The following is a 25,118-nucleotide window of genomic DNA, read 5'->3' on the forward strand; positions in this document are numbered from 1 at the left end:
CCGGATAAGACGCGTGAGCGTCGTCATCCGGCAATCAGATCTTTACCCTAACAACTTCTTCGCTTCGCGCGCAACGTTATCCATTTCATCCAGAAGCTCTAAAAACTCAGGCTCCAGCTCTTCTTCTTTGCTCCCGCTACGTAATTGCTGCTCAATCAGCTGACACAGGTTTTTCATGCGGGGAACGCCGCTATAACCGCAACTGCCATGCAGTTTATGGATCATATCCACCAGTCCTTCAGGGTTTTCACCTACCAGCTGTTCTTCAATTTTGTTACGCACTTCGGGCAGAAAATCGAGCAGCATTTGCAGCATATCCCGCGCCAGATCGTTTTTACCGGCGGCTTGCCTTAACGCCAGTTGCCAGTCGAGTGTGGTATTCGGATTGACGACCGGTTCAACAGCGAGCGCCCTCAGCGATGAGCTCGCGCCGGGTTTGTAGCGTAACAGCAGATTATGCAGCTTATCTTCTTCGATAGGCTTCGCCAGGTAATCGTTCATCCCGGCGCTGAGCAGCTTCTCTTTTTGCCCGGCCATGGCATGCGCGGTGACCGCAATGACCGGCGTCTGTTGTTGATGAGGAAGCTGGTGGATCAGTTCGCAGGCGCGAATACCGTCCATGTCTGGCATCTGAATATCCATCAGGATGAGATCAAACTGCATCTGTTTGGCGCGATCCACTGCCTGATGTCCGCTGTCGCAGAGCACGACGTGCTGCACTTTATCTTCCAGCAGTGCGCCAATCAGCTTGAGGTTCGCCGGGTTGTCGTCCACCGCCATGACGGTCATCGCAATTTTGCTCTCGTCTAACAGCAGCGGAGCCGCGCTGTGGTTCAGTTGACAATACTCTGTCAACGCTGGCAGTAAGCGGGTTGAGGTTAGAGGTTTCAACAGGCACGCCGCCGCGCCGCCCTGCTTTAATTTCTCAGCGTTGATCTGCGCATGGCAAGGCAGAGCCAGTAACAAAAAGTCGGTCATCGCCGCTGCGCTTGCCAGCCGCTCATGCTGCATGGTGAGCGGTTCGCGTAAAGTGACCGGTATGCCAAGCAGCAGAATATCGTAGTGATCCTTCGGCAGCCCAGAGAATGAAGGGCTGTAAATCACCTCCAGCGGCGTTTCACTCAAGATATCTAACGTGCATTGCGCGGCTGTGGCGTTAGGTTCAACGTAGGCCAGCCGCTTTCCGGCCAGACAGTGCGTGGTTGAGCGATCCACGAGAACGTTAGGGTTGAGATCGAGGCTGATATGGAACCAGAACGTGGAGCCCCGGTTCGGCTGGCTGTGGAAGGAGATATCCCCGCCCATTTCATTGACCAGCTTTTGCGTAATGACCAGGCCCAGTCCGGTCCCGCCGTGGCGGCGGGAAATACTGGCATCGGCCTGGCGGAAGGCCTGGAACAGGCGTGACTGATCGCGCTCAGGGATGCCAATTCCGGTATCGCGGATTTGCACTTCAATTTGCACTTTCGTGTTACTGAGGGCGCGTTTCTCGACCAGAATGTCGATATTGCCGCCTTCGGTAAATTTGATGGCATTGCCAACCAGATTAGTGATTACCTGCTGTAAGCGCAGCGGGTCCCCGATGACGTTGTCCGGCACGTCATTCTTAATATTTAGCGTCAGCTCAAGCCCTTTATCATGGGATGAGTGCGCTAACAGCGTGACGACGTCATCCAGCGTGCTACGCAGCGGGAATGGGATGCTTTCCAGAATCAGTTTGCCCGCCTCAAGTTTGGAGAAGTCGAGCACATCATTGATGATGGCCAACAGATTGTTGGCCGAGCGTTCAATCGTATTCAGGTGATCGCGCTGCGTCGTGTTGAGCTCGGTTTTAAGCGTCAGGCGGGTGAAGCCAATCACGCCATTCAGCGGCGTACGCAGCTCATGCGACATGTTAGCCAGAAACTCAGACTTAATACGCGCCGCTTCCTGGGCGCGTTTCTTCGCCAGATCCAGTTCGACGTTCTGGATTTCCATCTGCTCCAACGTTTCGCGCAGGTCAGAGGTGGCCTGGTCGATGTTGTGCTGCATCTCTTCATGGTAGGCCGCAAGTGACATCGCCATCGAGTTGATGCCATTTTTGAGCATATCCAGCTCGCCCAACATGAAACCTTCGACGCGGCTGTCGAGCTGTCCTCTACGTATTCGGTCAACGGTATTTACCATATTGCGAATCGGGCCAGTCACGTCGCGCATCAGACGCCAGCCAAAAATTAACGCAATACCGATACAAAACAGCATCATTACGCTGGAGATAAAGATCTCTTTATACTGCTGCAATCGTACTGACTTGAGGTCCAGCTCAAGCGCCACATACCCCAGCATATTTTCCGTATTTTTGGCGTCGCTGACGGCAGATTCATCCGGCGAATAGCTTTCCGATATAATTGGCGTTCGCAGGATCATAATATCCCCGAGCCGGGTGACGCTCAGCTTTCGGGGAAATGGTGAACCGGTTGCCAGCTGCATTTCAGACGGATCGAGATGAAAATTGGATGTGACAAACAGCCGGTTATTCTCGTCATAGACAGAAATTGCCCGCACGATATCGGAATGGCGACGATGCAGCACGCTGATAAGTTGGCCGATGGATTCTCTGTTTTGCAGATTCATGCCATATTCGCTGGAGACCGCGAGTGGCTCAATGATGCTGGCGCCAGCATCTTCCAGTTGACGCTGCAAGTCGTTATAGCGATGCACAACAAAAAAGATACTGAGCAGCAAACCAATCAGGACGGTCGGGGCCAGGATCAGAATCATCATGCGTGCGCGCAGGCTGTAGTTGGTCATGGAGTTCCGTTATGGGACAATTAGGGTCACACTGTTAAATAGAGAAATATCTCGTCGATGGCGCAATTCTACTCTGCAAAACGACGCGTGACGACGCGTCAGATCATAACCGTTACCGTCAATGACCTTGATCCTTTCGGCCAGGGCGTTGCTCGCCATAACGGAAAGGCGTTGTTTATACCGGAATTGCTACCTCAGGAAAGCGCCGAGGTGGTGATTACCGAAGATAAAAAACAGTTCGCCCGTGCGCAAGTAAAACGACGTTTAAACGACAGTCCGCAGCGTGAAGTGCCACGTTGCCCGCATTTTGGCGTGTGCGGCGGCTGCCAGCAGCAGCATGCCAGCATCTCGTTGCAGCAGCGTAGCAAAAGCGCGGCGTTGTCGCGTTTAATGAAATGTGAAGTGTCGGATGTTATAGCTGATACCCCGTGGGGCTATCGTCGTCGCGCCAGGTTGAGCCTGAACTATCGGCCAAAAGAACAAAAATTGCAGATGGGGTTTCGCAAATCCGCATCCAGCGACATTATCGATGTCAAACAATGCCCTATTTTGGTGCCCCAGCTTGAAGCGCTCTTGCCCCACATCCGGGCGTGTCTGGAAAGTCTGCAAGGGTTACGCCATCTTGGCCATGTCGAGCTGGTGCAGGCGGGGAGCGGAACCCTGATGATTTTGCGCCACACGGCGCCATTAAGTGTTCAGGATAAAGAAAAACTGGAATGCTTTTCGCATTCTCAGGGGCTGTCTTTGTTTCTGGCCCCGCAAAGCGAGATACTGGAATCAATATCAGAAGAGTCGCCCTGGTATGACTCAAATGGACTACGGTTAACCTTCAGCCCGCGTGATTTTATTCAGGTCAATGAAGGGGTAAACCAACAAATGGTGGCCCGTGCGCTCGAATGGCTGGATGTGCAACCTGAAGATCGCGTTCTCGATCTGTTCTGTGGAATGGGTAATTTTACCCTGCCGTTGGCAACCCGGGCTGCAAACGTGGTGGGGGTGGAAGGGGTACCGGCGCTGGTGGAAAAAGGCCGGGAAAACGCGCTGAATAACGGATTACACAATGTGACATTCTTTCATGAAAACCTTGAGGAAGATGTTACCCGGCAGCCGTGGGCGAAAAACGGATTCGACAAAGTATTGCTCGATCCTGCGCGTGCGGGGGCTGCAGGTGTGATGCAACATATTATAAAATTAGAACCTATACGCGTTGTTTATGTATCCTGTAACCCGGCAACGCTGGCTCGTGACAGCGACGCTTTGCTCAACGCGGGATATGCCATACGGCGACTGGCGATGCTCGATATGTTCCCGCACACTGGACACCTGGAATCAATGGTCCTGTTTGAGCGTATGTAATAAATTTTGTACCCATTGGATTTCGGGTGGTAATGCAGCGTGAAAGACAATGGGTATGGCTTGTCGACTTCGACAGGCCAGGCCCCTTAAGGAGAGGACAATGGTTGCGGTAAGAAGTGCACATATAAATAAAGCTGGTGAGTTTGATCCAAAGAAATGGATCGCGAGTCTGGGGATCTCCAGCCAGCAGTCGTGTGAACGCTTAGCCGAAACCTGGGCGTACTGCCAGCAGCAGACACAGGGGCATCCGGATGCGGATCTGCTGCTGTGGCGTGGCGTAGAGATGGTAGAAATACTCTCCATGTTGAGCATGGATATCGACACGCTGCGCGCAGCAATGCTGTTCCCTCTGGCAGATGCCAACGTGGTCAGTGAAGACATCCTGCGCGAGAGCGTGGGCAAATCCATTGTTCATCTTATCCACGGCGTGCGGGATATGGCGGCAATACGCCAGCTTAAGGCCACTCATACCGATTCAGTCTCATCCGAACAGGTCGATAACGTTCGCCGCATGCTGCTGGCTATGGTGGATGATTTCCGCTGTGTGGTCATCAAGCTGGCGGAGCGGATTGCACATCTGCGTGAAGTGAAGGACGCACCGGAAGATGAACGCGTTCTGGCGGCAAAAGAGTGCACCAATATCTATGCGCCGCTGGCCAACCGTTTGGGTATCGGGCAATTAAAATGGGAACTGGAAGATTACTGCTTCCGTTACCTGCACCCGGCTGAATACAAACGTATTGCCAAGTTGCTGCACGAACGTCGCATCGATCGCGAGCATTACATTGATGAGTTCGTCGGTCATTTGCGCTCAGAGATGAAAACGGAAGGCGTCAAAGCCGAAGTGTACGGACGTCCGAAACATATCTACAGCATCTGGCGCAAAATGCAGAAAAAGCAGCTGGCCTTCGATGAACTTTTCGACGTGCGCGCGGTGCGTATCGTGGCGGAGCGTTTACAGGACTGCTATGCCGCGCTCGGGATAGTGCATACTCACTATCGCCATCTGCCGGATGAGTTCGATGACTATGTCGCTAACCCGAAACCCAACGGCTATCAGTCAATTCATACGGTTGTGCTGGGACCGGGCGGGAAAACCATTGAAATTCAGATCCGTACGAAACAGATGCACGAAGATGCCGAACTGGGCGTTGCGGCACACTGGAAGTACAAAGAGGGCACCGCTTCAGGCGTAGCGCGTTCTGGTCATGAAGATCGTATTGCATGGCTGCGTAAGCTGATCGCCTGGCAGGAAGAGATGGCGGACTCTGGCGAAATGCTGGATGAAGTCCGTAGCCAGGTCTTTGATGACCGAGTGTACGTCTTTACGCCAAAAGGCGACGTTGTGGACTTACCTGCGGGCTCCACACCGCTCGATTTTGCTTATCATATTCACAGTGATGTGGGGCACCGTTGCATTGGCGCGAAAATTGGCGGGCGCATCGTACCGTTTACCTACCAGCTGCAGATGGGCGATCAAATTGAAATTATCACCCAGAAACAGCCCAACCCAAGCCGCGACTGGTTGAACCCTAACCTCGGCTATGTCACCACCAGTCGGGGGCGTTCGAAGATCCACGCCTGGTTCCGTAAACAGGACCGCGACAAAAACATCCTTGCTGGCCGCCAGATCCTCGACGATGAGCTGGCGCATTTAGGCATTAGCCTGAAAGAAGCGGAAAAGCACCTGCTGCCGCGCTACAGCTTCAATGAGCTGGATGAGCTGCTGGCGGCGATTGGTGGGGGGGACATTCGCCTCAACCAGATGGTGAACTTCCTGCAGGCGCAGTTTAATAAGCCAAGCGCAGCCGAACAGGATGCCGCCGCGCTGAAACAGCTTCAGCAGAAAACGCAGGCGCCGCAGAGTCGCCGTAAAGACGATGGTCGCGTGGTGGTGGAAGGGGTGGGTAACCTGATGCACCACATCGCGCGCTGTTGCCAGCCGATTCCAGGCGATGAAATTGTCGGGTTTATCACTCAGGGCCGCGGTATTTCCGTGCACCGGGCGGATTGCGAACAGCTGACCGAGCTGCGCTCCCATGCGCCGGAACGTATTGTTGATGCGGTTTGGGGCGAAAGCTACTCGGCAGGATATTCGCTGGTGGTTCGCGTCCAGGCTAACGATCGCAGCGGCTTATTACGTGATATCACCACGATTCTTGCCAACGAGAAGGTGAACGTGCTGGGGGTTGCCAGCCGGAGTGATACCAAACAGCAGCTGGCTACCATCGATATGACCATCGAAATCTATAACCTGCAGGTGCTCGGGCGCGTGCTTGGCAAGCTGAACCAGGTGCCGGATGTGATCGACGCACGTCGTCTGCACGGTAATTAATTATTTAATAGGCCAGATAAGTTTGCATGCCTGGTGAGGCGCGTTAGCGTTGCCATCAGGCATTGCCATGTTGCCGGATATCGGCTGTCGTCTTATCTGGCCTCGCGTATTGAAATTTCAGGATATTCCAATGAACCAAATCGACCGACTGCTCGGTATTATGCAGCGCCTGCGCGACCCGGAAAACGGTTGTCCCTGGGATAAAGAGCAGACATTCGCCACTATTGCCCCTTACACCCTCGAAGAAACCTATGAAGTGCTGGACGCAATTGCGCGGGAAGACTTCGACGACCTGCGTGGAGAGCTGGGTGACTTGCTGTTCCAGGTGGTGTTTTACGCCCAGATGGCGCAGGAAGAAGGACGTTTCGATTTCAATGATATTTGCGCCGCCATCAGCGATAAGCTTGAGCGTCGCCACCCACATGTTTTTGCAGATGTTTCTGCCAGTAACAGCACAGAGGTGTTGACCCGCTGGGAGCAAATCAAAAGCGAAGAACGCGCCCAGAAGGCGCAGCATTCCGCACTCGACGATATTCCCCGTAGTTTACCGGCGTTAATGCGCGCCCAAAAAATCCAGAAACGCTGCTCTAATGTTGGCTTCGACTGGAAAACATTGGGACCGGTTGTCGACAAGGTTTACGAAGAGATCGATGAAGTCATGTTTGAGGCGAAGCAGGCTGTTGTCGACCAGGCTAAACTGGAGGAGGAAATGGGCGACCTGCTGTTTGCGACGGTCAATATGGCTCGGCATTTGGGCACTAAAGCAGAGACCGCATTGCAAAAAGCGAACGAGAAATTTGAGCGCCGTTTTCGTGAGGTTGAGCGAATTGTAGCGGCCCGGGGTCTGGAAATGACTGGTGTTGATCTGGAAACTATGGAAGAAGTCTGGCAACAGGTAAAACGGCAGGAAATTGATCTCTAAGGGATTTCGTCGGTCAAGGGCGATTTGTGTGATTTTTTAAATAACAAGCGCTTGATTTACGTCAAAAACATTTACCCCAAAGGGGCTATTTTCTCACTCCCGATGTTTATGTGAGCCTGGTGAAGAGGAGGAATAATGAAAGTTTGTGGCGCTCGTCATGTTCGGGTATACTACTTTCCCGTCTTGGTAATTCCATCGTTTCACCCTAACTTCTCAGGTCCAGCATGACAACGAACTATATTTTTGTGACCGGCGGGGTCGTATCCTCTCTGGGTAAAGGCATTGCCGCAGCCTCCCTGGCAGCCATTCTTGAGGCTCGTGGCCTCAACGTGACCATGATGAAACTGGATCCGTATATCAACGTCGATCCAGGTACTATGAGTCCAATCCAACACGGGGAAGTGTTCGTTACTGAAGACGGCGCTGAAACCGACCTGGACCTGGGTCACTATGAGCGTTTCATTCGTACCAAAATGACTCGCCGCAATAACTTCACTACCGGTCGAATTTACTCCGATGTCCTGCGCAAAGAGCGCCGTGGCGACTATCTGGGTGCAACCGTACAGGTTATCCCGCACATCACCAACGCGATTAAAGAGCGTGTCCTTGCCGGTGGCGAAGGTCATGACGTCGTTCTGGTTGAAATCGGCGGTACGGTCGGTGATATCGAATCCCTGCCATTCCTGGAAGCGATTCGCCAATTAGCGGTAGATATCGGTCGTGAACACGCGCTGTTTATGCACCTGACTCTGGTTCCTTACCTGGCCGCTGCCGGTGAAGTCAAAACTAAACCGACTCAGCACTCGGTAAAAGAGTTGCTGTCTATCGGTATCCAGCCTGACATTCTGATCTGTCGTTCCGATCGCGCGGTTCCGGCCAACGAACGTGCAAAAATTGCATTGTTCTGTAACGTGCCAGAAAAAGCCGTTATTTCAATGAAAGATGTCGATTCCATCTATAAAATTCCAGGCCTGTTGAAATCCCAGGGCCTTGACGATTATATTTGTAAACGATTCAGCTTGAACTGTCCGGAAGCTAATCTGTCAGAATGGGAACAGGTTATCTACGAAGAAGCGAATCCGGCAGGCGAAGTGACTATCGGTATGGTTGGCAAGTATATTGAACTGCCGGATGCCTATAAGTCAGTTATCGAAGCATTGAAGCACGGTGGTCTGAAGAATCGTGTCACCGTCAACATTAAGCTGATTGATTCGCAAGATGTCGAAACGCGCGGCGTTGAGATCCTGAAAGGTCTTGATGCAATCCTGATCCCTGGCGGCTTCGGCTACCGTGGTGTTGAAGGTAAGATCGCGACAGCGCGCTTTGCGCGTGAAAACAATGTTCCTTATCTGGGTATTTGCCTGGGTATGCAGGTTGCGTTGATTGAGTTTGCACGTAACGTAGTGGGTATGGATAACGCCAACTCCACGGAATTTGTGCCAGACTGTAAGTACCCGGTGGTGGCCCTGATTACCGAATGGCGCGATGAAGACGGCAACGTTGAAGTCCGTACCGAGAAGAGCGATCTGGGCGGCACAATGCGCCTTGGCGCCCAGCAGTGTCAGTTGAGCGACGATAGCCTGGTTCGTCAGCTGTACGGCGCGCCGACAATTGTTGAACGCCATCGCCACCGTTACGAAGTCAACAATATGCTGTTGAAACAGATTGAAGCTGCGGGTCTGCGTATTGCAGGCCGTTCCGGTGATGATCAGTTGGTCGAGATCATTGAGGTACCGAATCATCCGTGGTTCGTGGCCTGTCAGTTCCACCCGGAATTTACTTCCACGCCACGTGATGGGCACCCGCTGTTTGCCGGCTTTGTGAAAGCCGCCAGTGAACATCAGAAGCGTCAGGCGAAGTAAGAAGTAAAAAAGTTAGAACGGCAATGCACCCATCCGGGTGCATTGTTTGTCTGGAGTTTTAGTTTAACTTGTACTGAGGAAAATCTAATGTCCAAAATCGTTAAAATCATCGGTCGTGAAATCATCGACTCCCGTGGTAACCCGACTGTTGAAGCCGAAGTACACCTGGAAGGTGGTTTCGTTGGTATGGCAGCAGCTCCGTCAGGTGCTTCTACTGGTTCCCGCGAAGCACTGGAACTGCGCGACGGCGACAAATCCCGTTTCATGGGTAAAGGCGTACTGAAAGCTGTTGCAGCTGTTAACGGCCCAATTGCTCAGGCTCTGCTGGGTAAAGATGCTAAAGATCAGGCTGGCATCGACAAGATCATGATCGATCTGGACGGTACTGAAAACAAATCCAACTTCGGTGCAAACGCCATCCTGGCTGTGTCCCTGGCGAACGCCAAAGCAGCAGCTGCTGCTAAAGGCCTGCCGCTGTATGCACACATCGCTGAACTGAACGGTACTCCGGGCAAATACTCCATGCCGGTTCCGATGATGAACATCATCAACGGTGGTGAGCACGCTGACAACAACGTTGACATCCAGGAGTTCATGATTCAGCCGGTTGGCGCTAAAACCCTGAAAGAAGCCGTACGTATGGGTTCTGAAGTGTTCCATAACCTGGCTAAAGTTCTGAAAGCTAAAGGTATGAACACTGCAGTGGGTGACGAAGGCGGCTACGCGCCGAACCTGGGTTCCAACGCTGAAGCTCTGGCTGTAATCGCTGAAGCGGTTAAAGCAGCTGGCTACGAGCTGGGCAAAGACATCACCCTGGCGATGGACTGTGCAGCTTCTGAATTCTACAAAGACGGTAAATACGTTCTGGCTGGCGAAGGCAACAAAGCATTCACCTCCGAAGAATTCACTCACTTCCTGGAAGAACTGACCAAACAGTACCCGATCGTGTCCATCGAAGATGGTCTGGACGAGTCTGACTGGGACGGTTTCGCATACCAGACTAAAGTTCTGGGCGACAAAATCCAGCTGGTTGGTGACGATCTGTTCGTAACCAACACCAAGATCCTGAAAGAAGGCATCGAAAAAGGCATCGTTAACTCCATCCTGATCAAATTCAACCAGATCGGTTCTCTGACCGAAACTCTGGCTGCGATCAAAATGGCGAAAGACGCTGGCTACACCGCTGTCATCTCTCACCGTTCTGGCGAAACTGAAGACGCTACCATCGCTGACCTGGCTGTTGGTACCGCTGCAGGCCAGATCAAAACCGGTTCTATGAGCCGTTCTGACCGCGTTGCTAAGTACAACCAGCTGATTCGTATCGAAGAAGCTCTGGGTGAACAAGCGCCGTACAACGGTCGTAAAGAGATCAAAGGTCAGGCGTAATCCTGTTCTTTAACTCTTAACGTAAAAACCCGCTGCGGCGGGTTTTTTTATGCCGCTAAAGCAGTAGCGGTAAGGTCGCACTGGCGGTTTTCTGGCTCACATCACTGTACTTTTCATCCAGCGCAATCAGTGACGTGGTGAGCAGTTCTACCAACAGCATCACTCCCACCTTGGCGTTTAGCGCACCAGCACTCAACGGACCTTCTGGTTTGGCTGCGACCAGTTGAATATCACTCAGCGAAGCCAACGGACTGCGCGGCGTATTACTTAACGCCAGTACGCGCGCGCCTTGCTTACGCGCCAGTTTAACGACATGCAGCAGATCGCGCGTGGAGCCTGAGCTGGAAATCGCCACCACGATCGTGTCTTTGCTTAGCGTTGTGGCGTTCATGGCTGCGCGATGCATATCGCTGAACAATTGTGCGGGTTTGCCCAAGCGCAGGAGTTTGTAATGTAAATACTCCCCCAGAATGGCGCTGGCCGCTACGCCATAAATCTGTACCGACTGCGCCTGATGCAGCGCAAGAGCGGCTGCTTCAAGTAATGCTCTGTCGAGTAATTTTGCGGTGTCCTGCAGTGCTTGCACGGATTCATTGACCACATTGTCAATTTCATCCCCGCTGTGCTCTACCGGCTGTTCTTGCTGGAGATCGAGTGCCAGCGCCATTTTGAACTCGTTATAGCCCTTACACCCCAGCGTACGGCACAGCCGTGTGACGCTAGCTTCGCTGGTGTCGCTTTCACGCGCCAGTTCGGTAATCGTCAGGTAGACAACTTTTGCCGGATCGCTTAGCACAAACTCTCCCAGCTTCTGTTGTGTTCGGCTATATCCGTCAACGCTCTGGCGCAATCTCAGCAGCAGGTTTTCATTTTCTGACATGCAAAATCCTTAATGCGTTTCTCTGCTGATAGTGTGGCGGAAAGCAGGGGAGAGATGCCAGTCATTTTAAAAAAGTATGATCGGCTTCCTGGTTTTTGATGATAATTTTCATTTATAAAAATAATTATGGTAAAAATTTTCATCACTAGTCGGGGAGATGAAAAAATGATGCAAATGTTTAGCGGCGCCTCATCGGGTGCATGGTTTGAAAAAGCGCAGCGCTTCGGCAAATCCTTCATGCTGCCGATTGCGGTATTGCCCGCCGCGGGACTGTTGTTAGGGATTGGCGGCGCACTGTCGAATCCAAACACATTGACGGCTTATCCGTTTTTGGATGTCGACTGGTTGCAGGCAATCTTCACAATCATGACCAGCGCCGGTTCTATTGTGTTTGCCAATCTTTCGGTGTTGTTCGCAGTGGGTGTCGCTGTAGGACTGGCGAAAACGGATAAAGGTACCGCCGGGCTGGCGGCATTGCTGGCATTTTTGGTGATGAATGCCACTATCAATGCCTTATTGACCCTCAACGGGACACTGGCGCACGAGAACCCGGGTGCCGTTGGCCAGGGGATGACGCTGGGTATTCAGACGCTGGAAACGGGCGTGTTTGGTGGGGTGGTTATTGGTCTTGTCACCTGCGCGCTGCATAGCCGTTTCAATAAAGTCTCACTACCTCAGTTCCTTGGTTTCTTCAGCGGTTCGCGCTTTGTACCGATTATTAGCTCCCTTGCCGCGATTGTTGTGGGGGCTGTCATGACAGTGGTTTGGCCGCATTTCCAGAAACTCATTTTTGGGCTGGGTGGTCTGGTGGATGCGACGGGTTATCTGGGGACACTGTTGTACGGCTTCATCCTGCGTATGCTTGGCCCACTGGGTTTACACCATATCTTTTATTTGCCGTTCTGGACGACGGCGCTTGGCGGTAGCGAAATCGTCAACGGCCAGTTGGTTGAAGGTACGCAGCGGATTTTCTTTGCCCAACTTGCCGATCCGAATACGCAGCAGTTCTATGCGGGCACCTCGCGCTTTATGTCCGGGCGATTCATTACCATGATGTTTGGCCTGCTTGGCGCATGCCTGGCGATGTACCACACTGCCAAGCCGGAGAACAGAAAGCTTGTCGCCGGCCTGCTGTTGTCGGCAGCCCTGACCTCTTTCCTGACGGGGATCACTGAGCCTATCGAGTTCTCCTTCCTCTTTGTGGCTCCCGTGTTATATGTCATTCACGCCTTCTTCGATGGCCTGGCGTTTATGATGTCTCATATTTTACATATCACTATTGGGCAAACTTTTTCGGGTGGGCTTATCGATTTCCTCCTCTTCGGCGTCTTACAAGGGGAAGCTAAAACCAACTGGATGTACGTTCCCATGGTGGGGATACCGTGGTTCTTCCTTTACTACTTTACCTTCCGCTATTTGATTAACCGCTTTGGCTGGCTGACACCTGGGCGTGAAAACGTAACCCCAATTGAATCCGGTCTGCCTCAAAGTGAACGCGCAGCGGCAGTCATCTCTGGGCTGGGAGGCAAAGAGAATCTGGAAGAGGTGGACTGTTGCGCCACACGCTTACGCGTGACGGTGAAAGAGAGCAGCAAGGTAGATGAAGCGGCGCTGAAAGCGACCGGAGCACGTGGCGTTATTATTCGCGGTAAAGGTGTTCAGGTGATTTATGGCCCGCATGTCACCATCATTAAAAACGAAGTCGAAGAGATCTTATCGTAATGAAAACTGTACTGGATTGCCTGAAAGGTAAATTAATCGTCTCCTGTCAGGCGCTGGAAAATGAGCCTCTGCACAGTCCATTTATTATGTCGCGTATGGCGTTGGCGGCAGCACAGGGCGGTGCGGTAGGTATCCGTGCGAACAGCGTGGTGGATATTCGCGCTATCAAAGAGATCGTCTCACTGCCGGTGATTGGGATTATCAAGCGCGATTATCCGGGTAGTGATGTGTTTATCACGGCCACCTTGCAGGAAGTGGATGAGTTGATGACCGTTGAGCCGGAAATTATTGCTCTGGACGCGACAGCGCGCCCGCGCCCTGGTGGGCAAACGCTGGAAGAACTGGTCGCACAGGTCCACGCTCGCTACCCGTCCGTACTGCTGATGGCGGATATCGCCACTGTAGACGAGGCGGTGACCGCCGAGCGTCTGGGGTTTGACTGCGTGGGCACTACGCTCTACGGCTATACCGCTGACACTGTCGGGCATGTGCTGGCGGAAAACGACTGCAGTTTTTTACGTGAGGTGTTGGCTGCGGTCAGCATACCGGTCGTGGCGGAAGGAAACGTCGATACCCCGGAACGTGCTGCACGTTGCCTGGCATTAGGTGCCCATACCGTGGTGGTTGGAGGGGCTATCACGCGTCCGCAGCAGATTACGGCACGCTTTGCCGCGGCGATCGCCGCGTAAAGCATCGATGGGGCATGATACTTTGGCGGGGATCTGCGATAATTATCGTTTATCCCCATATTGAGAGCGCTATGCAGTACCCGATTAACGAGATGTTCCAGACCCTGCAAGGTGAGGGTTACTTTACCGGCGTCCCCGCCATTTTTATTCGTTTACAGGGATGCCCGGTTGGCTGTGCCTGGTGCGATACCAAACACACCTGGGATAAGCTTGAGGATCGGGAAGTTTCCCTGTACAGCATCCTGGCTAAGACCAAAGAGAGCGATAAATGGGGCGCGGCGAGCAGCGAGGATCTGCTGGCGGTCATTGTGCGTCAGGGCTATACCGCCCGTCACGTGGTGATAACCGGTGGCGAGCCCTGCATTCACGACCTGATGCCGCTAACAGACCTGCTGGAAAAGAACGGCTTTAGCTGCCAGATTGAAACTAGCGGTACCCACGAAGTGCGCTGTACGCCGAATACCTGGGTGACCGTATCGCCGAAGGTGAATATGCGCGGCGGTTATGATGTGCTGTCGCAGGCGCTGGAGCGTGCGAATGAAATCAAACATCCGGTTGGTCGCGTTCGCGATATTGAAGCGCTGGATGAACTGCTGGCTACGTTGAGCGACGACAAACCGCGTATCATCGCCTTACAGCCAATCAGCCAGAAAGAAGATGCCACGCGTTTGTGTATTGATACCTGTATTGCGCGTAACTGGCGTCTGTCGATGCAGACCCATAAATATCTGAATATTGCCTGATGATAATGGGTTTATCGGCCTGCATTGAGTGCTACATGCAGGCCGGATAACCTTATGCGTTAGACCAGCTCTGAATCGAATTGACGTTATTCAGGCCGCCGTGCAGTACTTCATACGACTTTTTCAGGATCACATCGGTGTGCTGGGTTAAATCGCGGAAAATCCCTTTATCCAGCGCCAAAGTCTCTTTAATGCCATTGCGGTTGTCGAGGGACGAGGCAGGAATCCATAACGCTCGGCCAGCAGGTTGTTGCCCCTTCCGCCAGTACCACATAGCGGGCACGCAGCGTAAAGCACAAGCGGTGCCCGCTATCCCTGCACCGATAATAATAATATCGAAATCGTCAGACATGTTGTGCTCCAGATATCCAGAGCACATAACCCTAACAGAGTGTTAGTTAAGGAAAATTGACCGTCGCCACAGACGATACAATCATTCCCCGCGATACACGCAGCCTGCTGTGCAGGTCTCTTTCACCATTACGGCACTCAGCAGAGGGACAACCGGTTTAACCTGATCCCAAATCCATTTGGCCAGTACTTCACTGGTTGGGTTTTCTAAGCCAGGAATATCGTTCAGATAGTAGTGATCGAGTCTGTTGTAAGTTGGCTTAAACGCGGCTTTTAACTCAGAAAAATCCATGATCCAACCGGTATGCGGATCGACTTCACCGGTAATTTCAAGACGCACCATAAATGAGTGACCATGCAGGCGGCCACACTTATGCCCTTCCGGTACATGCGGCAGGCGGTGAGCGGCTTCGAAGGTGAAATCTTTAAACAAGGTGGTGGACATTTTTTACTCTCAAGAATGCGAAAAACCGCCGTAGGGTACCGTAAAGAGCGAATTTTATCATTAGTTAAAAGGGCGCTGAGTATCAGAACGACCTATTCATGATGGTAATATTTAATAATTATTGATATATCATATGGTTATCCAATCTGTTTTGCTGTTAATAACTATAACTAAAACAGGTTAGTTCATTTGGTTATTTGTTATTTCTATCCCTTCTTTAATTGTTACTATCCCCGCCGTTAACCTTATCTTCAGTTTGGGTTTTATTGCTGAAATCCGCTTTGCTTACTGGAACATGACAACGCATGACGACACAGGCCCCACCTTCCGCTCTGCTACCGCTAAAACCGGAGCAACTGGCACGCCTTCAGGCGGCCACGACCGATTTCACTCCCGCACAGCTTGCGTGGGTTTCTGGCTATTTTTGGGGCGTGCTGAATCAGCAGCCAGGCAGCAATGCGACGACTCCTGCGCCTGCTGCTGAAATGCCTGGCATTACGCTTATCTCCGCCTCGCAAACCGGTAATGCGCGTCGTGTGGCGGAAGCTCTGCGCGATGATCTGATCGCTGCAAAGCTCAACGTCACTCTCATCAATGCTGGCGACTATAAATTCAAACAAATCGCCAATGAGAAATTGCTGATCGTAGTGGCGTCGACGCAAGGGGAAGGTGAACCGGCGGAAGAAGCCGTAGCGTTGCATAAATTCCTGTTCTCGAAAAAAGCGCCGAAGCTCGATAACACCGCTTTTGCCGTGTTTGGTCTTGGTGACACTTCTTACGAGTTTTTCTGTCAGTCAGGAAAAGACTTCGATGCAAAACTGGCCGAGCTGGGCGGAGAACGTTTGCTTGACCGCGTAGATGCCGACGTCGAATACCAGGGCGCAGCAGCCGAATGGCGTGTCCGTCTGGTTGATGTCCTGAAAGCGCGTGCGCCTGCGGCATCGTCTGTGCAAGTTGCTGCGAGCGGTGCGGTAAACGAAGTACACACCAGCCCGTACACCAAAGAAGCGCCGCTGACGGCGTCGCTTGCGGTGAATCAGAAAATCACTGGTCGCGACTCGGAAAAAGATGTGCGCCATATTGAAATCGATCTCGGCGATTCCGGCCTGCGCTACCAGCCGGGCGATGCCTTAGGAGTCTGGTATCAGAACGATCCTGAGCTGGTCAAAGAGCTGGTTGAATTGCTGTGGCTGAAAGGAGATGAGCCGGTCACGGTTGACGGCAAAACCCTGTCGCTCATCGAAGCGCTGCAGTGGCATTTCGAGCTGACGGTTAACACCGGCAATATCGTCGAGAGCTATGCCACTTTAACCCGTAGCGACTCTCTGCTGCCGCTGGTGGGCGACAAAGCGCAATTGCAGCATTACGCCGCAACCACGCCAATCGTCGATATGGTGCGCTTCTCTCCGGCGCAACTGGACGCCCAAACGTTGGTTGATCTTCTGCGCCCGCTGACGCCGCGTTTGTATTCTATTGCCTCTTCCCAGGCGGAAGTGGAAAGCGAAGTGCACGTCACCGTGGGCGTGGTGCGTTATGACATTGAAGGTCGGGCCCGTGCTGGTGGTGCGTCCAGTTTCCTCGCCGATCGCGTGGAAGAAGAGGGCGAAGTGCGCGTGTTCATCGAACACAACGATAACTTCCGCCTGCCGGCTAACCCGCAGACACCGGTGATTATGATTGGACCGGGCACGGGGATTGCGCCGTTCCGTGCATTCATGCAGCAGCGTGCGGCTGACGGAGCCGAAGGCAAAAACTGGCTGTTTTTTGGCAACCCACACTTTACCGAAGATTTCCTGTACCAGGTGGAATGGCAGCGTTACGTCAAAGAGGGCGTACTGAGCCGCATCGATCTCGCCTGGTCGCGCGATCAAAAAGAAAAAGTCTACGTACAAGATAAACTGCGCCAACAAGGTGCGGAACTGTGGCGCTGGATAAACGACGGTGCCCACATTTATGTCTGCGGCGACGCCAATCGCATGGCGAAAGACGTTGAGCAGGCTTTGTTGGAAGTGATTGCCGAATTCGGTTCTATGGATATCGAAGCGGCGGATGAATTTTTAAGTGAGCTGCGCATTGAGCGCCGTTATCAGCGAGATGTCTACTAATGAGCGAAAAATACCCAGGACCATTGGTGGTCGAAGGCAAGCTGTCCGACGCTGAGCGTATGAAGCTGGAAAGCAACTATCTGCGCGGTACGATTGCCGAAGATTTAAACGACGGCCTGACCGGCGGCTTCAAAGGCGACAACTTCCTGCTGATCCGTTTTCACGGAATGTACCAACAGGATGACCGCGATATCCGCGCCGAACGAGCCGAGCAAAAGCTGGAGCCGCGTCATGCGATGCTGCTGCGCTGCCGTCTGCCGGGTGGGGTGATCACCACCAAACAGTGGCAGGCGATCGACACGTTCGCCCATGACAACACGATTTACGGCAGCATTCGTCTGACCAACCGTCAGACCTTCCAGTTTCACGGCATTCTGAAGAAGAACGTTAAGCCGGTACACCAGATGCTGCATTCGGTCGGGCTGGACGCGCTGGCGACCGCCAACGACATGAACCGTAACGTTCTGTGTACTTCTAACCCGTACGAGTCTGAGCTGCACGCCCAAGCCTATGAATGGGCGAAGAAGATCTCCGAACATCTGCTGCCGCGTACTCGCGCCTATGCAGAAATTTGGCTGGATCAGGAGAAGGTAGCGACCACCGACGAAGAGCCGATCCTCGGTCAAACCTATCTGCCGCGTAAGTTTAAAACCACGGTCGTAATCCCACCGCAGAACGACATCGATCTGCACGCCAACGATATGAACTTCGTGGCGATTGCCGAAAACGGCAAGCTGGTGGGCTTTAACCTGTTGGTCGGCGGTGGTTTGTCGATTGAGCACGGCAATAAGAAAACCTACGCCCGCACCGCGAGCGAGTTCGGCTATCTGCCGCTGGAGCACACCCTGGCGGTAGCAGAAGCTGTGGTGACAACGCAGCGCGACTGGGGTAATCGTACCGATCGTAAAAACGCCAAAACTAAATACACGCTTGAACGCGTTGGTATCGACACGTTCAAAAAGGAAGTGGAGCGTCGTGCGGGTATTAAATTTGAGCCGATCCGCCCGTACGAGTTCACCGGTCGCGGCGATCGTATTGGTTGGGTGAAAGGGATCGACAATAACTGGCACCTGACGCTGTTTATTGAAAACGGCCGTATCCTGGATTATCCGGGCCGTCCGCTGAAAACCGGCCTGCTGGAGATCGCGAAGATCCACAAAGGGGATTTCCGCATCACCGCCAACCAGAACCTGATCATTGCTGGTGTGCCGGAAAGCCAAAAAGCGAAGATCGAGAAGCTGGCGCGCGATCACGGATTGATGAATGCGGTGAAGCCGCAGCGTGAAAACTCGATGGCCTGCGTGTCGTTCCCGACCTGTCCGCTGGCGATGGCGGAGGCCGAACGTTTCCTGCCATCGTTCACTGATAAAGTGGAAGCTATTCTCGAAAAACACGGCATTCCTGACGAGCATATCGTGATGCGCGTTACAGGCTGCCCGAACGGCTGCGGCCGCGCGATGCTGGCGGAACTGGGCCTGGTGGGTAAAGCCCCGGGGCGCTACAACGTACACCTTGGCGGTAACCGCATGGGCACGCGCATTCCGCGTATGTATCGCGAAAATATTACGGAATCGGAAATTCTCGACTCCGTTGACGAACTGGTTGGGCGCTGGGCGAAAGAGCGCGAAGCGGGTGAAGGCTTCGGTGATTTTACGGTGCGTGCGGGCATCATTCGCCCGGTGCTCGATCCCGCCCGGGATTTCTGGGAATAACCACGAGAGGTAATTATGACCGTACTCGATCTAAACGCCCTTAATGACCTGCCAAAAGTCGACCGCATTCTGGCGCTGGCGGAAACCAACGCACAGCTCGAAAAGCTGGACGCCGAAGGGCGCGTGGCGTGGGCGCTGGAAAACCTGCCTGGTGAATATGTACTGTCATCAAGCTTTGGTATCCAGGCGGCAGTAAGCCTGCACCTGGTGAATCAGATTCACCCGGATATCCCGGTGATCCTCACCGATACGGGCTATTTGTTCCCGGAAACCTACCAGTTTATTGATGAGTTAACAGACAAGCTCAAGCTTAATCTGCAAGTCTACCGGGCGAAGGAGAGCGCGGCCTGGCAGGAAGCGCGCTACGGCAAACTGTGGGAGCAGGGCGTTGAAGGCATTGAGAAATACAATGAGATCAACAAAGTCGAGCCGATGAACCGCGCGCTTAAAGAACTCAATGCGCAAACCTGGTTTGCCGGTCTGCGCCGCGAGCAGTCGGGCAGCCGGGCGCATTTGCCGGTGCTGGCTATCCAGCGCGGCGTGTTTAAAGTGCTGCCGATCATCGACTGGGACAACCGTACCGTTTACCAGTACCTGCAAAAGCACGGCCTGAAATACCATCCACTGTGGGATCAGGGCTATCTGTCAGTTGGTGATACCCATACCACCCGCAAATGGGAGCCGGGTATGGCGGAAGAAGAGACGCGGTTCTTCGGATTGAAGCGCGAGTGCGGATTGCACGAAGGGTGATCGTCTCATCAGCACCGGAAAATAGAGGGAAATATTTCTGGTGCTTATTTATATAATTCATCTTATTCATATTTATTATTATCTTGCATAAATACTTTATTTTGCGCGTTAAGGTGTGATTCTGATCACCGATATTATTTCTTAGTCTGTAATTCTCTTAATATATTTGGATTCGGACTTGTTATTAATAAATGGCTAATTACGCACCTTATTTTGCTTACTGGGGAAAAACCAGTAAAAAGGAAAATATTCACGACCAGGGGGATGCATACCATCTGCTGCCCTATCACTGTCTGGATGTGGCGGCCTGCGGTTGGCAAATGGTGATGCGCAATCGCTTTCATGCGGCAGATATCTTTGCCGAATTAGGTTTCTCCCGGGAAGAGGCTGCGCGCTGGTTTGCCTGGATACTGGGGCTCCACGATATAGGGAAATTCGCGCGGGGTTTTCAGCAGCTCAATAAGACGTCTTACCCGGATTTGGTGCCCGGTATCAGCGGGATTGGCTATCCTGAACGACACGACTCGCTGGGATACTGGTTCTGGCAGGGGTTGAGAAAAGCATGGCCCAATGCGTTACCTGCGTTAACACGCGAAAGTGAAAGAACGCTGGATATCTGGCTCAACGTCGTCACCGGTCATCATGGTCTTCCGCCATTAAAGGATGTCAAAGGAAGCGTTGCTTTTACCCCCGAAGACAAAGTGGCTGCCGAAGAATGGATGGCGGCGCTCTCTTCTCTCCTCAATGTCACTGATTTCCCCGACCGGTTTTGCGACAAAATCTGGCGTAAAAAACTCTGTCAACAAAGCTGGCTGCTGGCTGGACTGACAACGCTTGCGGACTGGATGGGATCGAACCAACATGATTTTCCACTGGTCAGTACCGTTATGCCAGATAGCGCGTACTGGCAGAGGGCCTTAGCACAGGCCACGCACGCGCTGGCGCAACTTCCTCAGCTTTCTTCGGTAGATACCCACCGTAATCCGGCCGATCTGTTCCCGTTTATTCAGCACTTAACGCCGCTTCAGCAAAGCGCTATGGACATAGCGATTTCAGCCGAAGGCCCACAACTTTTTGTACTGGAGGATGTGACCGGTGCAGGCAAAACGGAAGCGGCGCTGATCCTCACCCAGCGGTTAATGGCTCAGGGGAAAGGTGACAGCCTGTACGTTGGACTGCCGACTATGGCAACCTCAAACGCCATGTTTCAACGGCTGGCAACGGCTTATCGCGCGTTATTTGTAGCAGAGCAACGCCCGTCGCTGGTGCTGGCGCATGGCTCAAGCGACATGTCGGAGGCCTTCACGCATTCCCTGTGGTCATCGCGGAATGCCGGACAATCTGCCTATATACAGGATGAACAGGCTGCCAGCAGTGCCTGCAATATCTGGTTTGCTGATTCACGCAAGAAATCGCTGCTGGCTGAGGTGGGGGTCGGAACTCTCGATCAGGCATTAATGGCCGCCATGCCATTTCGTCATCAGTCTCTACGTTTGCTCGGGCTGTATCGCAAGATCCTGCTTTTGGACGAAGTGCATGCTTATGACAGCTATATGGTGCGTCTGCTGGAAGGGCTACTGACCTTTCATGCGGCTCAGGGCGGTAGCGTCATCATCCTGAGCGCCACGCTGCCCTCGTCTTTACGTCATACGTTACTGAATGCTTTCCAGCGCGGTATTAACGGTGCTCCCGTTATTGCCGATCAAAATGCAGGCTATCCCTGGCTTTCGCATCTCAGTTCGCAGGGGGTATCTGAACGCTATATTCCCACGCGTCCTGAAGTGGCTCGTCACGTTGCGGTGCAGTGGCTCAACGATCCGGGCAGCGCCCGCGAACTGATCCTCCGCACCGTTGAAAGCGGGCAATGCATCTGCTGGATCCGTAACACGGTGGACGACGCGATTACCGTCTATCGCCAGTTGCTGGATAGCGGGCTTGTACCACCAGAAAACCTGCTGTTGTTCCACAGTCGTTTTGCATTTATCGATCGTATGGCAATAGAAAATCGGGCGCTGGAATGGTTCGGAAAATCAAGCACACCAACGTTGCGGCGCGGCAAAGTGCTGATCGCAACACAGGTGGTGGAACAGAGTTTGGATCTGGATATCGACGTCATGATTAGCGACCTGGCCCCGGTCGATTTATTGATTCAGCGCGCAGGACGTTTACAGCGCCATATTCGCGATCGACACGGGGCGCTAACCGGGCAGATGCCAGATGGTCGTCTGTCTCCAGCGTTGCACATTCTGGCGCCGGAGTGGCAACCGGAAGCGGAAAGTGGCTGGCTGGGTGAACATCTCAAAGGTACAGGCTATGTCTACGAAGACCACGCTTGCCTGTGGCGGACACAGGCAATATTGCGCGACAAAGGGGAGATTCGCATGCCGGAAGATGCGCGCGAACTGGTGGAAAGCGTATACGAAGCATGGATAGCCGCGCCCGTTGGCCTGCAAGCTCAGGAGGATAACGTTTACGGCAAAGATCTCAGTGTGAAGGCTGCCGCAAAGCAAAACATTCTGGATTGGGAAACAGGCTATCACCGTACCGCAAGCATGGCGGGATGGAGTGACGACGTGGAACTTTCCACCCGATTAAGCGAGCCCACCGTCGATTTGTTTCTTGCCTGGCGGGCAGAGGGAGGATCGCTGCAACCCTATGCCCGGCTGGAACCGTTTTCCTGGCAACAAAGTCGCCTCTCGTTGCGGGAAACGCTCTGGCAGAAAATTGCTGCTAACGCGCCGTGTTTGCAGGGGGAAGAACTCGAACATTTTCGCCACGAAATTCACAACCCGAAGGCACAGGTGCTGTTGCTTACAGAGGGGGATGCGTCGGCAGTTTATAGCAAGGCGTGGGGGTTATCGAGCCAGCATTTGCAGTAATTTATTTCAGGAGGAATCATGTTTTCACTTATCACGGAGCCCTGGCTACCGGTTATCGACAGGCAGGGGCAGCGGCGAAAAATTTCGCCAGGCGAGCTGGCTGATAATGACATTATCGAACTGGCGTGGCCGCGCGCAGATTTTCAGGGGGCGGCATATCAGTTATTGATTGGCCTGCTACAAACGGTATTCGCGCCGGAGGATGAAGAACAGTGGGAGGATATCTGGGAAGATGGTATCGATCCGGACCGCTGGCAAAAAGCGCTGGAACGCGTGGCGGTTGCCATGCAGTTTGGCCCGCAGAAACCCGCTTTTTTGCAGGATTTTTCCGGGCTGGATGTTGAAAACAGCGCAATCGCCGGGCTGCTTATTGATGCTCCCGGCGGCAACGCCGTTAAGTTAAATAAAGATCACTTCGTAAAACGTCGCATTTATCGGCATTTTTGCCCGCACTGTGCGGTGATGGCGCTTTATACCGTTCAGACCAACTCCCCAGCGGGCGGCGCCGGGTTTCGTACCAGCATGCGTGGCGGCGGACCGCTGACGACACTGTTAATGCCAGTTCAGCCAAATGAGCCGCTGTGGCGCAAACTTTGGCTGAATGTTATGCCAGGGCAGCAGCAATGGCGGGATGAACAACTGCCTCTGATTTTCCCGTGGCTGGCCGAAACCCGCAGTAGTGAAACAGCAAAAAATAGGGTGACGCCCGAAAATGCACATCCGCTCCAGGCCTATTGGGGCATGCCGCGACGGCTGGAGATTGATTTCAGCCATACGCAAAGCGGCGAGTGTGATTTGTGCGGTGAGCATCATCCTGTGTTGCTCAGCCAGATCCGCAGCAAAAACTACGGCGTGCAGTATGACGGCTGGATTCACCCGCTTTCTCCGTATCGAAAAGCGCTGAAAGACGCGGTGTCACCGATGCTGGCGCTCAAGGGACAACCCGGTGGTCTGGTCAATAAAGACTGGCTGGGGCTGGCGATGACGACGGAAGATAAATTGAATTGCACGATCCCTGCACGCGTTGTGCTCGGGAATCCAGAGCCGGGAGCTACCGGATTATGGTGTTTCGGTTTTGATATGGATAACGCCAAGGCGCGTTGTTGGTATGAGCATCGTTTACCTCTGATCGCGCTATCTGCCGATGAAGCGGAAAGCTTTAAAGACCTGCTTTCAATTGCACTCGAACTGGCGATCTCCGTTCGACCTCTCCTCGTTCAGGCGCTTAAACAGGCCTGGTTCGGGAGTCCTAAAGAGGCGAAGGGGGATTTCAGTATAGTGGATATCGCCTTCTGGCAGCAGACCGAGCCAGGATTTCGTCAGCTATGGCAGACGTTAAGCCAACATCCTTCTTCTCTTCAGCCTCAGGCGCGCGCCGCGCTGCGGGCGTGGGGAGAGAGCCTGCAACGCGGGTTGTTACAAATATTCGACCAGAGCGCTTTTACTAACCCCGATAATACGGCTGATTTGCAACGAATTTTGTCTGCCCGGCTCAGCCTCATCAAGAATATCAATAAACTCAACAGCCTGAAAACACTGAAGGAGCTCGCTATGGAACATAAGGAGCAGGCGAATGTTTGAAACTAACACAGGAAAAGAGCTGATTATCATCGACGGTGCGCCCGGCATTATTCGCCGTTGGTTTCGGAGTTTGCAGGAACGCAATAGCGTCGATGCTGCTTTTACAGGCAATGGTCGAGCCTGGCGAGCAGAGCTGCGTCATGCGGTTTTACCGTATGGGGCGCTCACCAGCCAGGCTTTTCATCATCTGAACCGTGCGCTGACGGGAGTTGAAAAGCAGGCCAGCGACAGACTGGCACTAGCCATTTTTACAGGTATTGCGGCCCATGCCCATCACGACAACGCCACCGGCTCTTTCGCCCGTCAGCTTGGTGAAGAGATTAAAAGCGGCCCCTGCCTTTCACGTCAGCGTTTCGATCGTCTGTTGGCGGTCAGAACCCCGGCGGAACTCTCCAGTCAACTGATTCGTGCGGTAAAACTGCGCGGTGACCAGGGCGTTAACCTTGTGTCGCTGGCTGACGGGGTTTTCTTATGGATGCGTGAATGGCAGGCGAAAGAAGCACATCTGGCGGCTGAAAGTAACCCTTTTAAGCGCCTCTCCGTACGCTGGGCCAGTGAATATCTGCAGGCTGGCGAAAAATCACCCAGGAACAAATAAAAAGGATTTCAC

General features: G+C 53.1%; 17 protein-coding genes and 2 pseudogenes. 14 read left to right on the plus strand and 5 right to left on the minus strand.

All coding sequences use genetic code 11. The features are described from left to right. Positions 1–42 precede the first annotated feature (42 nt). Positions 43–2,790 (minus strand): two-component sensor histidine kinase BarA, encoded by a 2,748-nt coding sequence (gene barA, locus HV350_RS05130; protein ID WP_047357900.1) that lies wholly within the window; start codon positions 2,788–2,790, stop codon positions 43–45. Positions 2,791–2,847: 57 nt separating this feature from the next. Here barA and rlmD point away from each other — a divergent pair, with 57 nt between their 5' ends. The 5 genes from rlmD to eno all read left to right on the plus strand — a co-directional run bounded on the left by rlmD (position 2,848) and on the right by eno (position 10,651). Continuing rightward, positions 2,848–4,146, plus strand: coding sequence for a 23S rRNA (uracil(1939)-C(5))-methyltransferase RlmD (gene rlmD, locus HV350_RS05135; protein WP_016157350.1), 1,299 nt, complete (start codon positions 2,848–2,850; stop codon positions 4,144–4,146). Positions 4,147–4,246: 100 nt separating this feature from the next. Continuing rightward, positions 4,247–6,481, plus strand: coding sequence for a GTP diphosphokinase (gene relA / locus HV350_RS05140; protein ID WP_016154235.1), 2,235 nt, complete (start codon positions 4,247–4,249; stop codon positions 6,479–6,481). A gap of 130 nt (positions 6,482–6,611) precedes the next feature. Next, positions 6,612–7,403 carry a nucleoside triphosphate pyrophosphohydrolase gene (gene mazG, locus HV350_RS05145; protein ID WP_016154234.1) on the plus strand — a complete coding sequence of 264 codons (792 nt, stop codon included), beginning with the start codon at positions 6,612–6,614 and terminating at the stop codon, positions 7,401–7,403. A gap of 224 nt (positions 7,404–7,627) precedes the next feature. Then, positions 7,628–9,265 carry a CTP synthase (glutamine hydrolyzing) gene (pyrG, locus tag HV350_RS05150; RefSeq protein ID WP_016154233.1) on the plus strand — a complete coding sequence of 546 codons (1,638 nt, stop codon included), beginning with the start codon at positions 7,628–7,630 and terminating at the stop codon, positions 9,263–9,265. Between the two features lie 87 nt (positions 9,266–9,352). Continuing rightward, positions 9,353–10,651 carry a phosphopyruvate hydratase gene (eno, locus tag HV350_RS05155; protein ID WP_003034129.1) on the plus strand — a complete coding sequence of 433 codons (1,299 nt, stop codon included), beginning with the start codon at positions 9,353–9,355 and terminating at the stop codon, positions 10,649–10,651. Positions 10,652–10,706: 55 nt separating this feature from the next. On the opposite strand, the gene HV350_RS05160 is transcribed toward eno, so the two are convergent. Further along, a complete protein-coding gene (locus HV350_RS05160) occupies positions 10,707–11,531 on the minus strand; it encodes a MurR/RpiR family transcriptional regulator (RefSeq protein WP_103928539.1) in 825 nt (274 codons plus the stop codon). A gap of 165 nt (positions 11,532–11,696) precedes the next feature. Between HV350_RS05160 and HV350_RS05165 the strand changes: the two genes are divergently transcribed. From HV350_RS05165 to queE, 3 genes are all read left to right on the plus strand, one after another. Next, on the plus strand, positions 11,697–13,253 hold the full coding sequence (locus tag HV350_RS05165; protein ID WP_169329867.1) for a maltose/glucose-specific PTS transporter subunit IIC: 1,557 nt from the start codon (positions 11,697–11,699) through the stop codon (positions 13,251–13,253). Continuing rightward, positions 13,253–13,942, plus strand: coding sequence for an N-acetylmannosamine-6-phosphate 2-epimerase (locus HV350_RS05170; protein ID WP_101700177.1), 690 nt, complete (start codon positions 13,253–13,255; stop codon positions 13,940–13,942). Before HV350_RS05165 ends, HV350_RS05170 begins: the two co-directional genes overlap by 1 nt. A gap of 71 nt (positions 13,943–14,013) precedes the next feature. Then, positions 14,014–14,685 (plus strand): 7-carboxy-7-deazaguanine synthase QueE, encoded by a 672-nt coding sequence (queE, locus tag HV350_RS05175; RefSeq protein WP_016154229.1) that lies wholly within the window; start codon positions 14,014–14,016, stop codon positions 14,683–14,685. Between the two features lie 52 nt (positions 14,686–14,737). Here the strand turns inward: queE and HV350_RS26595 are convergent. From HV350_RS26595 to queD, 3 genes and pseudogenes are all read right to left on the minus strand, one after another. Further along, positions 14,738–14,863 (minus strand): annotated as a pseudogene (locus HV350_RS26595) (hypothetical protein); the annotation flags it as partial. Between the two features lie 105 nt (positions 14,864–14,968). Continuing rightward, positions 14,969–15,037, minus strand: a pseudogene (locus tag HV350_RS05180) (carbohydrate kinase); the annotation flags it as partial. 81 nt (positions 15,038–15,118) lie between these two features. After that, entirely contained in the window at positions 15,119–15,481 is a 363-nt protein-coding gene (queD, locus tag HV350_RS05185) for a 6-carboxytetrahydropterin synthase QueD (RefSeq protein WP_016154218.1), read from the minus strand. A gap of 305 nt (positions 15,482–15,786) precedes the next feature. Between queD and cysJ the strand changes: the two genes are divergently transcribed. From cysJ to casB, 6 genes are all read left to right on the plus strand, one after another. Further along, positions 15,787–17,586, plus strand: coding sequence for an NADPH-dependent assimilatory sulfite reductase flavoprotein subunit (gene cysJ, locus HV350_RS05190; protein WP_181629930.1), 1,800 nt, complete (start codon positions 15,787–15,789; stop codon positions 17,584–17,586). Continuing rightward, entirely contained in the window at positions 17,586–19,298 is a 1,713-nt protein-coding gene (gene cysI / locus HV350_RS05195; RefSeq protein ID WP_046274900.1) for an assimilatory sulfite reductase (NADPH) hemoprotein subunit, read from the plus strand. Before cysJ ends, cysI begins: the two co-directional genes overlap by 1 nt. A 15-nt stretch (positions 19,299–19,313) precedes the next feature. Next, positions 19,314–20,048, plus strand: a complete 735-nt coding sequence (cysH, locus tag HV350_RS05200) for a phosphoadenosine phosphosulfate reductase (RefSeq protein WP_181629932.1) — start codon at positions 19,314–19,316, stop codon at positions 20,046–20,048. A gap of 191 nt (positions 20,049–20,239) precedes the next feature. Continuing rightward, positions 20,240–22,927 carry a CRISPR-associated helicase Cas3' gene (gene cas3 / locus HV350_RS05205; RefSeq protein ID WP_181629934.1) on the plus strand — a complete coding sequence of 896 codons (2,688 nt, stop codon included), beginning with the start codon at positions 20,240–20,242 and terminating at the stop codon, positions 22,925–22,927. A gap of 18 nt (positions 22,928–22,945) precedes the next feature. Next, on the plus strand, positions 22,946–24,508 hold the full coding sequence (gene casA, locus HV350_RS05210) for a type I-E CRISPR-associated protein Cse1/CasA (RefSeq protein ID WP_181629936.1): 1,563 nt from the start codon (positions 22,946–22,948) through the stop codon (positions 24,506–24,508). Further along, positions 24,501–25,106: a type I-E CRISPR-associated protein Cse2/CasB gene (gene casB, locus HV350_RS05215; protein ID WP_104651262.1), complete on the plus strand. Its 606-nt coding sequence runs from the start codon at positions 24,501–24,503 to the stop codon at positions 25,104–25,106. Before casA ends, casB begins: the two co-directional genes overlap by 8 nt. The last annotated feature ends 12 nt before the right edge of the window (positions 25,107–25,118 follow it).

Source organism: Citrobacter sp. RHBSTW-01013, from assembly GCF_013781985.1.
Lineage (GTDB): Bacteria > Pseudomonadota > Gammaproteobacteria > Enterobacterales > Enterobacteriaceae > Citrobacter > Citrobacter braakii.

What these genes read in the sequence shown, in the direction of transcription:
- mazG (WP_016154234.1), top strand. Translation starts at nt 6,612, where the DNA reads ATGAACCAAATCGACCGACTGCTCGGTATTATGCAGCGCCTGCGCGAC.
- cysI (WP_046274900.1), top strand. Translation starts at nt 17,586, where the DNA reads ATGAGCGAAAAATACCCAGGACCATTGGTGGTCGAAGGCAAGCTGTCC.
- pyrG (WP_016154233.1), top strand. Translation starts at nt 7,628, where the DNA reads ATGACAACGAACTATATTTTTGTGACCGGCGGGGTCGTATCCTCTCTG.
- eno (WP_003034129.1), top strand. Translation starts at nt 9,353, where the DNA reads ATGTCCAAAATCGTTAAAATCATCGGTCGTGAAATCATCGACTCCCGT.
- barA (WP_047357900.1), bottom strand. Translation starts at nt 2,790, where the DNA reads ATGACCAACTACAGCCTGCGCGCACGCATGATGATTCTGATCCTGGCC.
- cysH (WP_181629932.1), top strand. Translation starts at nt 19,314, where the DNA reads ATGACCGTACTCGATCTAAACGCCCTTAATGACCTGCCAAAAGTCGAC.
- casA (WP_181629936.1), top strand. Translation starts at nt 22,946, where the DNA reads ATGTTTTCACTTATCACGGAGCCCTGGCTACCGGTTATCGACAGGCAG.
- casB (WP_104651262.1), top strand. Translation starts at nt 24,501, where the DNA reads ATGTTTGAAACTAACACAGGAAAAGAGCTGATTATCATCGACGGTGCG.
- queE (WP_016154229.1), top strand. Translation starts at nt 14,014, where the DNA reads ATGCAGTACCCGATTAACGAGATGTTCCAGACCCTGCAAGGTGAGGGT.
- HV350_RS05170 (WP_101700177.1), top strand. Translation starts at nt 13,253, where the DNA reads ATGAAAACTGTACTGGATTGCCTGAAAGGTAAATTAATCGTCTCCTGT.
- cas3 (WP_181629934.1), top strand. Translation starts at nt 20,240, where the DNA reads ATGGCTAATTACGCACCTTATTTTGCTTACTGGGGAAAAACCAGTAAA.
- cysJ (WP_181629930.1), top strand. Translation starts at nt 15,787, where the DNA reads ATGACGACACAGGCCCCACCTTCCGCTCTGCTACCGCTAAAACCGGAG.
- rlmD (WP_016157350.1), top strand. Translation starts at nt 2,848, where the DNA reads ATGGCGCAATTCTACTCTGCAAAACGACGCGTGACGACGCGTCAGATC.
- HV350_RS05165 (WP_169329867.1), top strand. Translation starts at nt 11,697, where the DNA reads ATGATGCAAATGTTTAGCGGCGCCTCATCGGGTGCATGGTTTGAAAAA.
- relA (WP_016154235.1), top strand. Translation starts at nt 4,247, where the DNA reads ATGGTTGCGGTAAGAAGTGCACATATAAATAAAGCTGGTGAGTTTGAT.
- queD (WP_016154218.1), bottom strand. Translation starts at nt 15,481, where the DNA reads ATGTCCACCACCTTGTTTAAAGATTTCACCTTCGAAGCCGCTCACCGC.
- HV350_RS05160 (WP_103928539.1), bottom strand. Translation starts at nt 11,531, where the DNA reads ATGTCAGAAAATGAAAACCTGCTGCTGAGATTGCGCCAGAGCGTTGAC.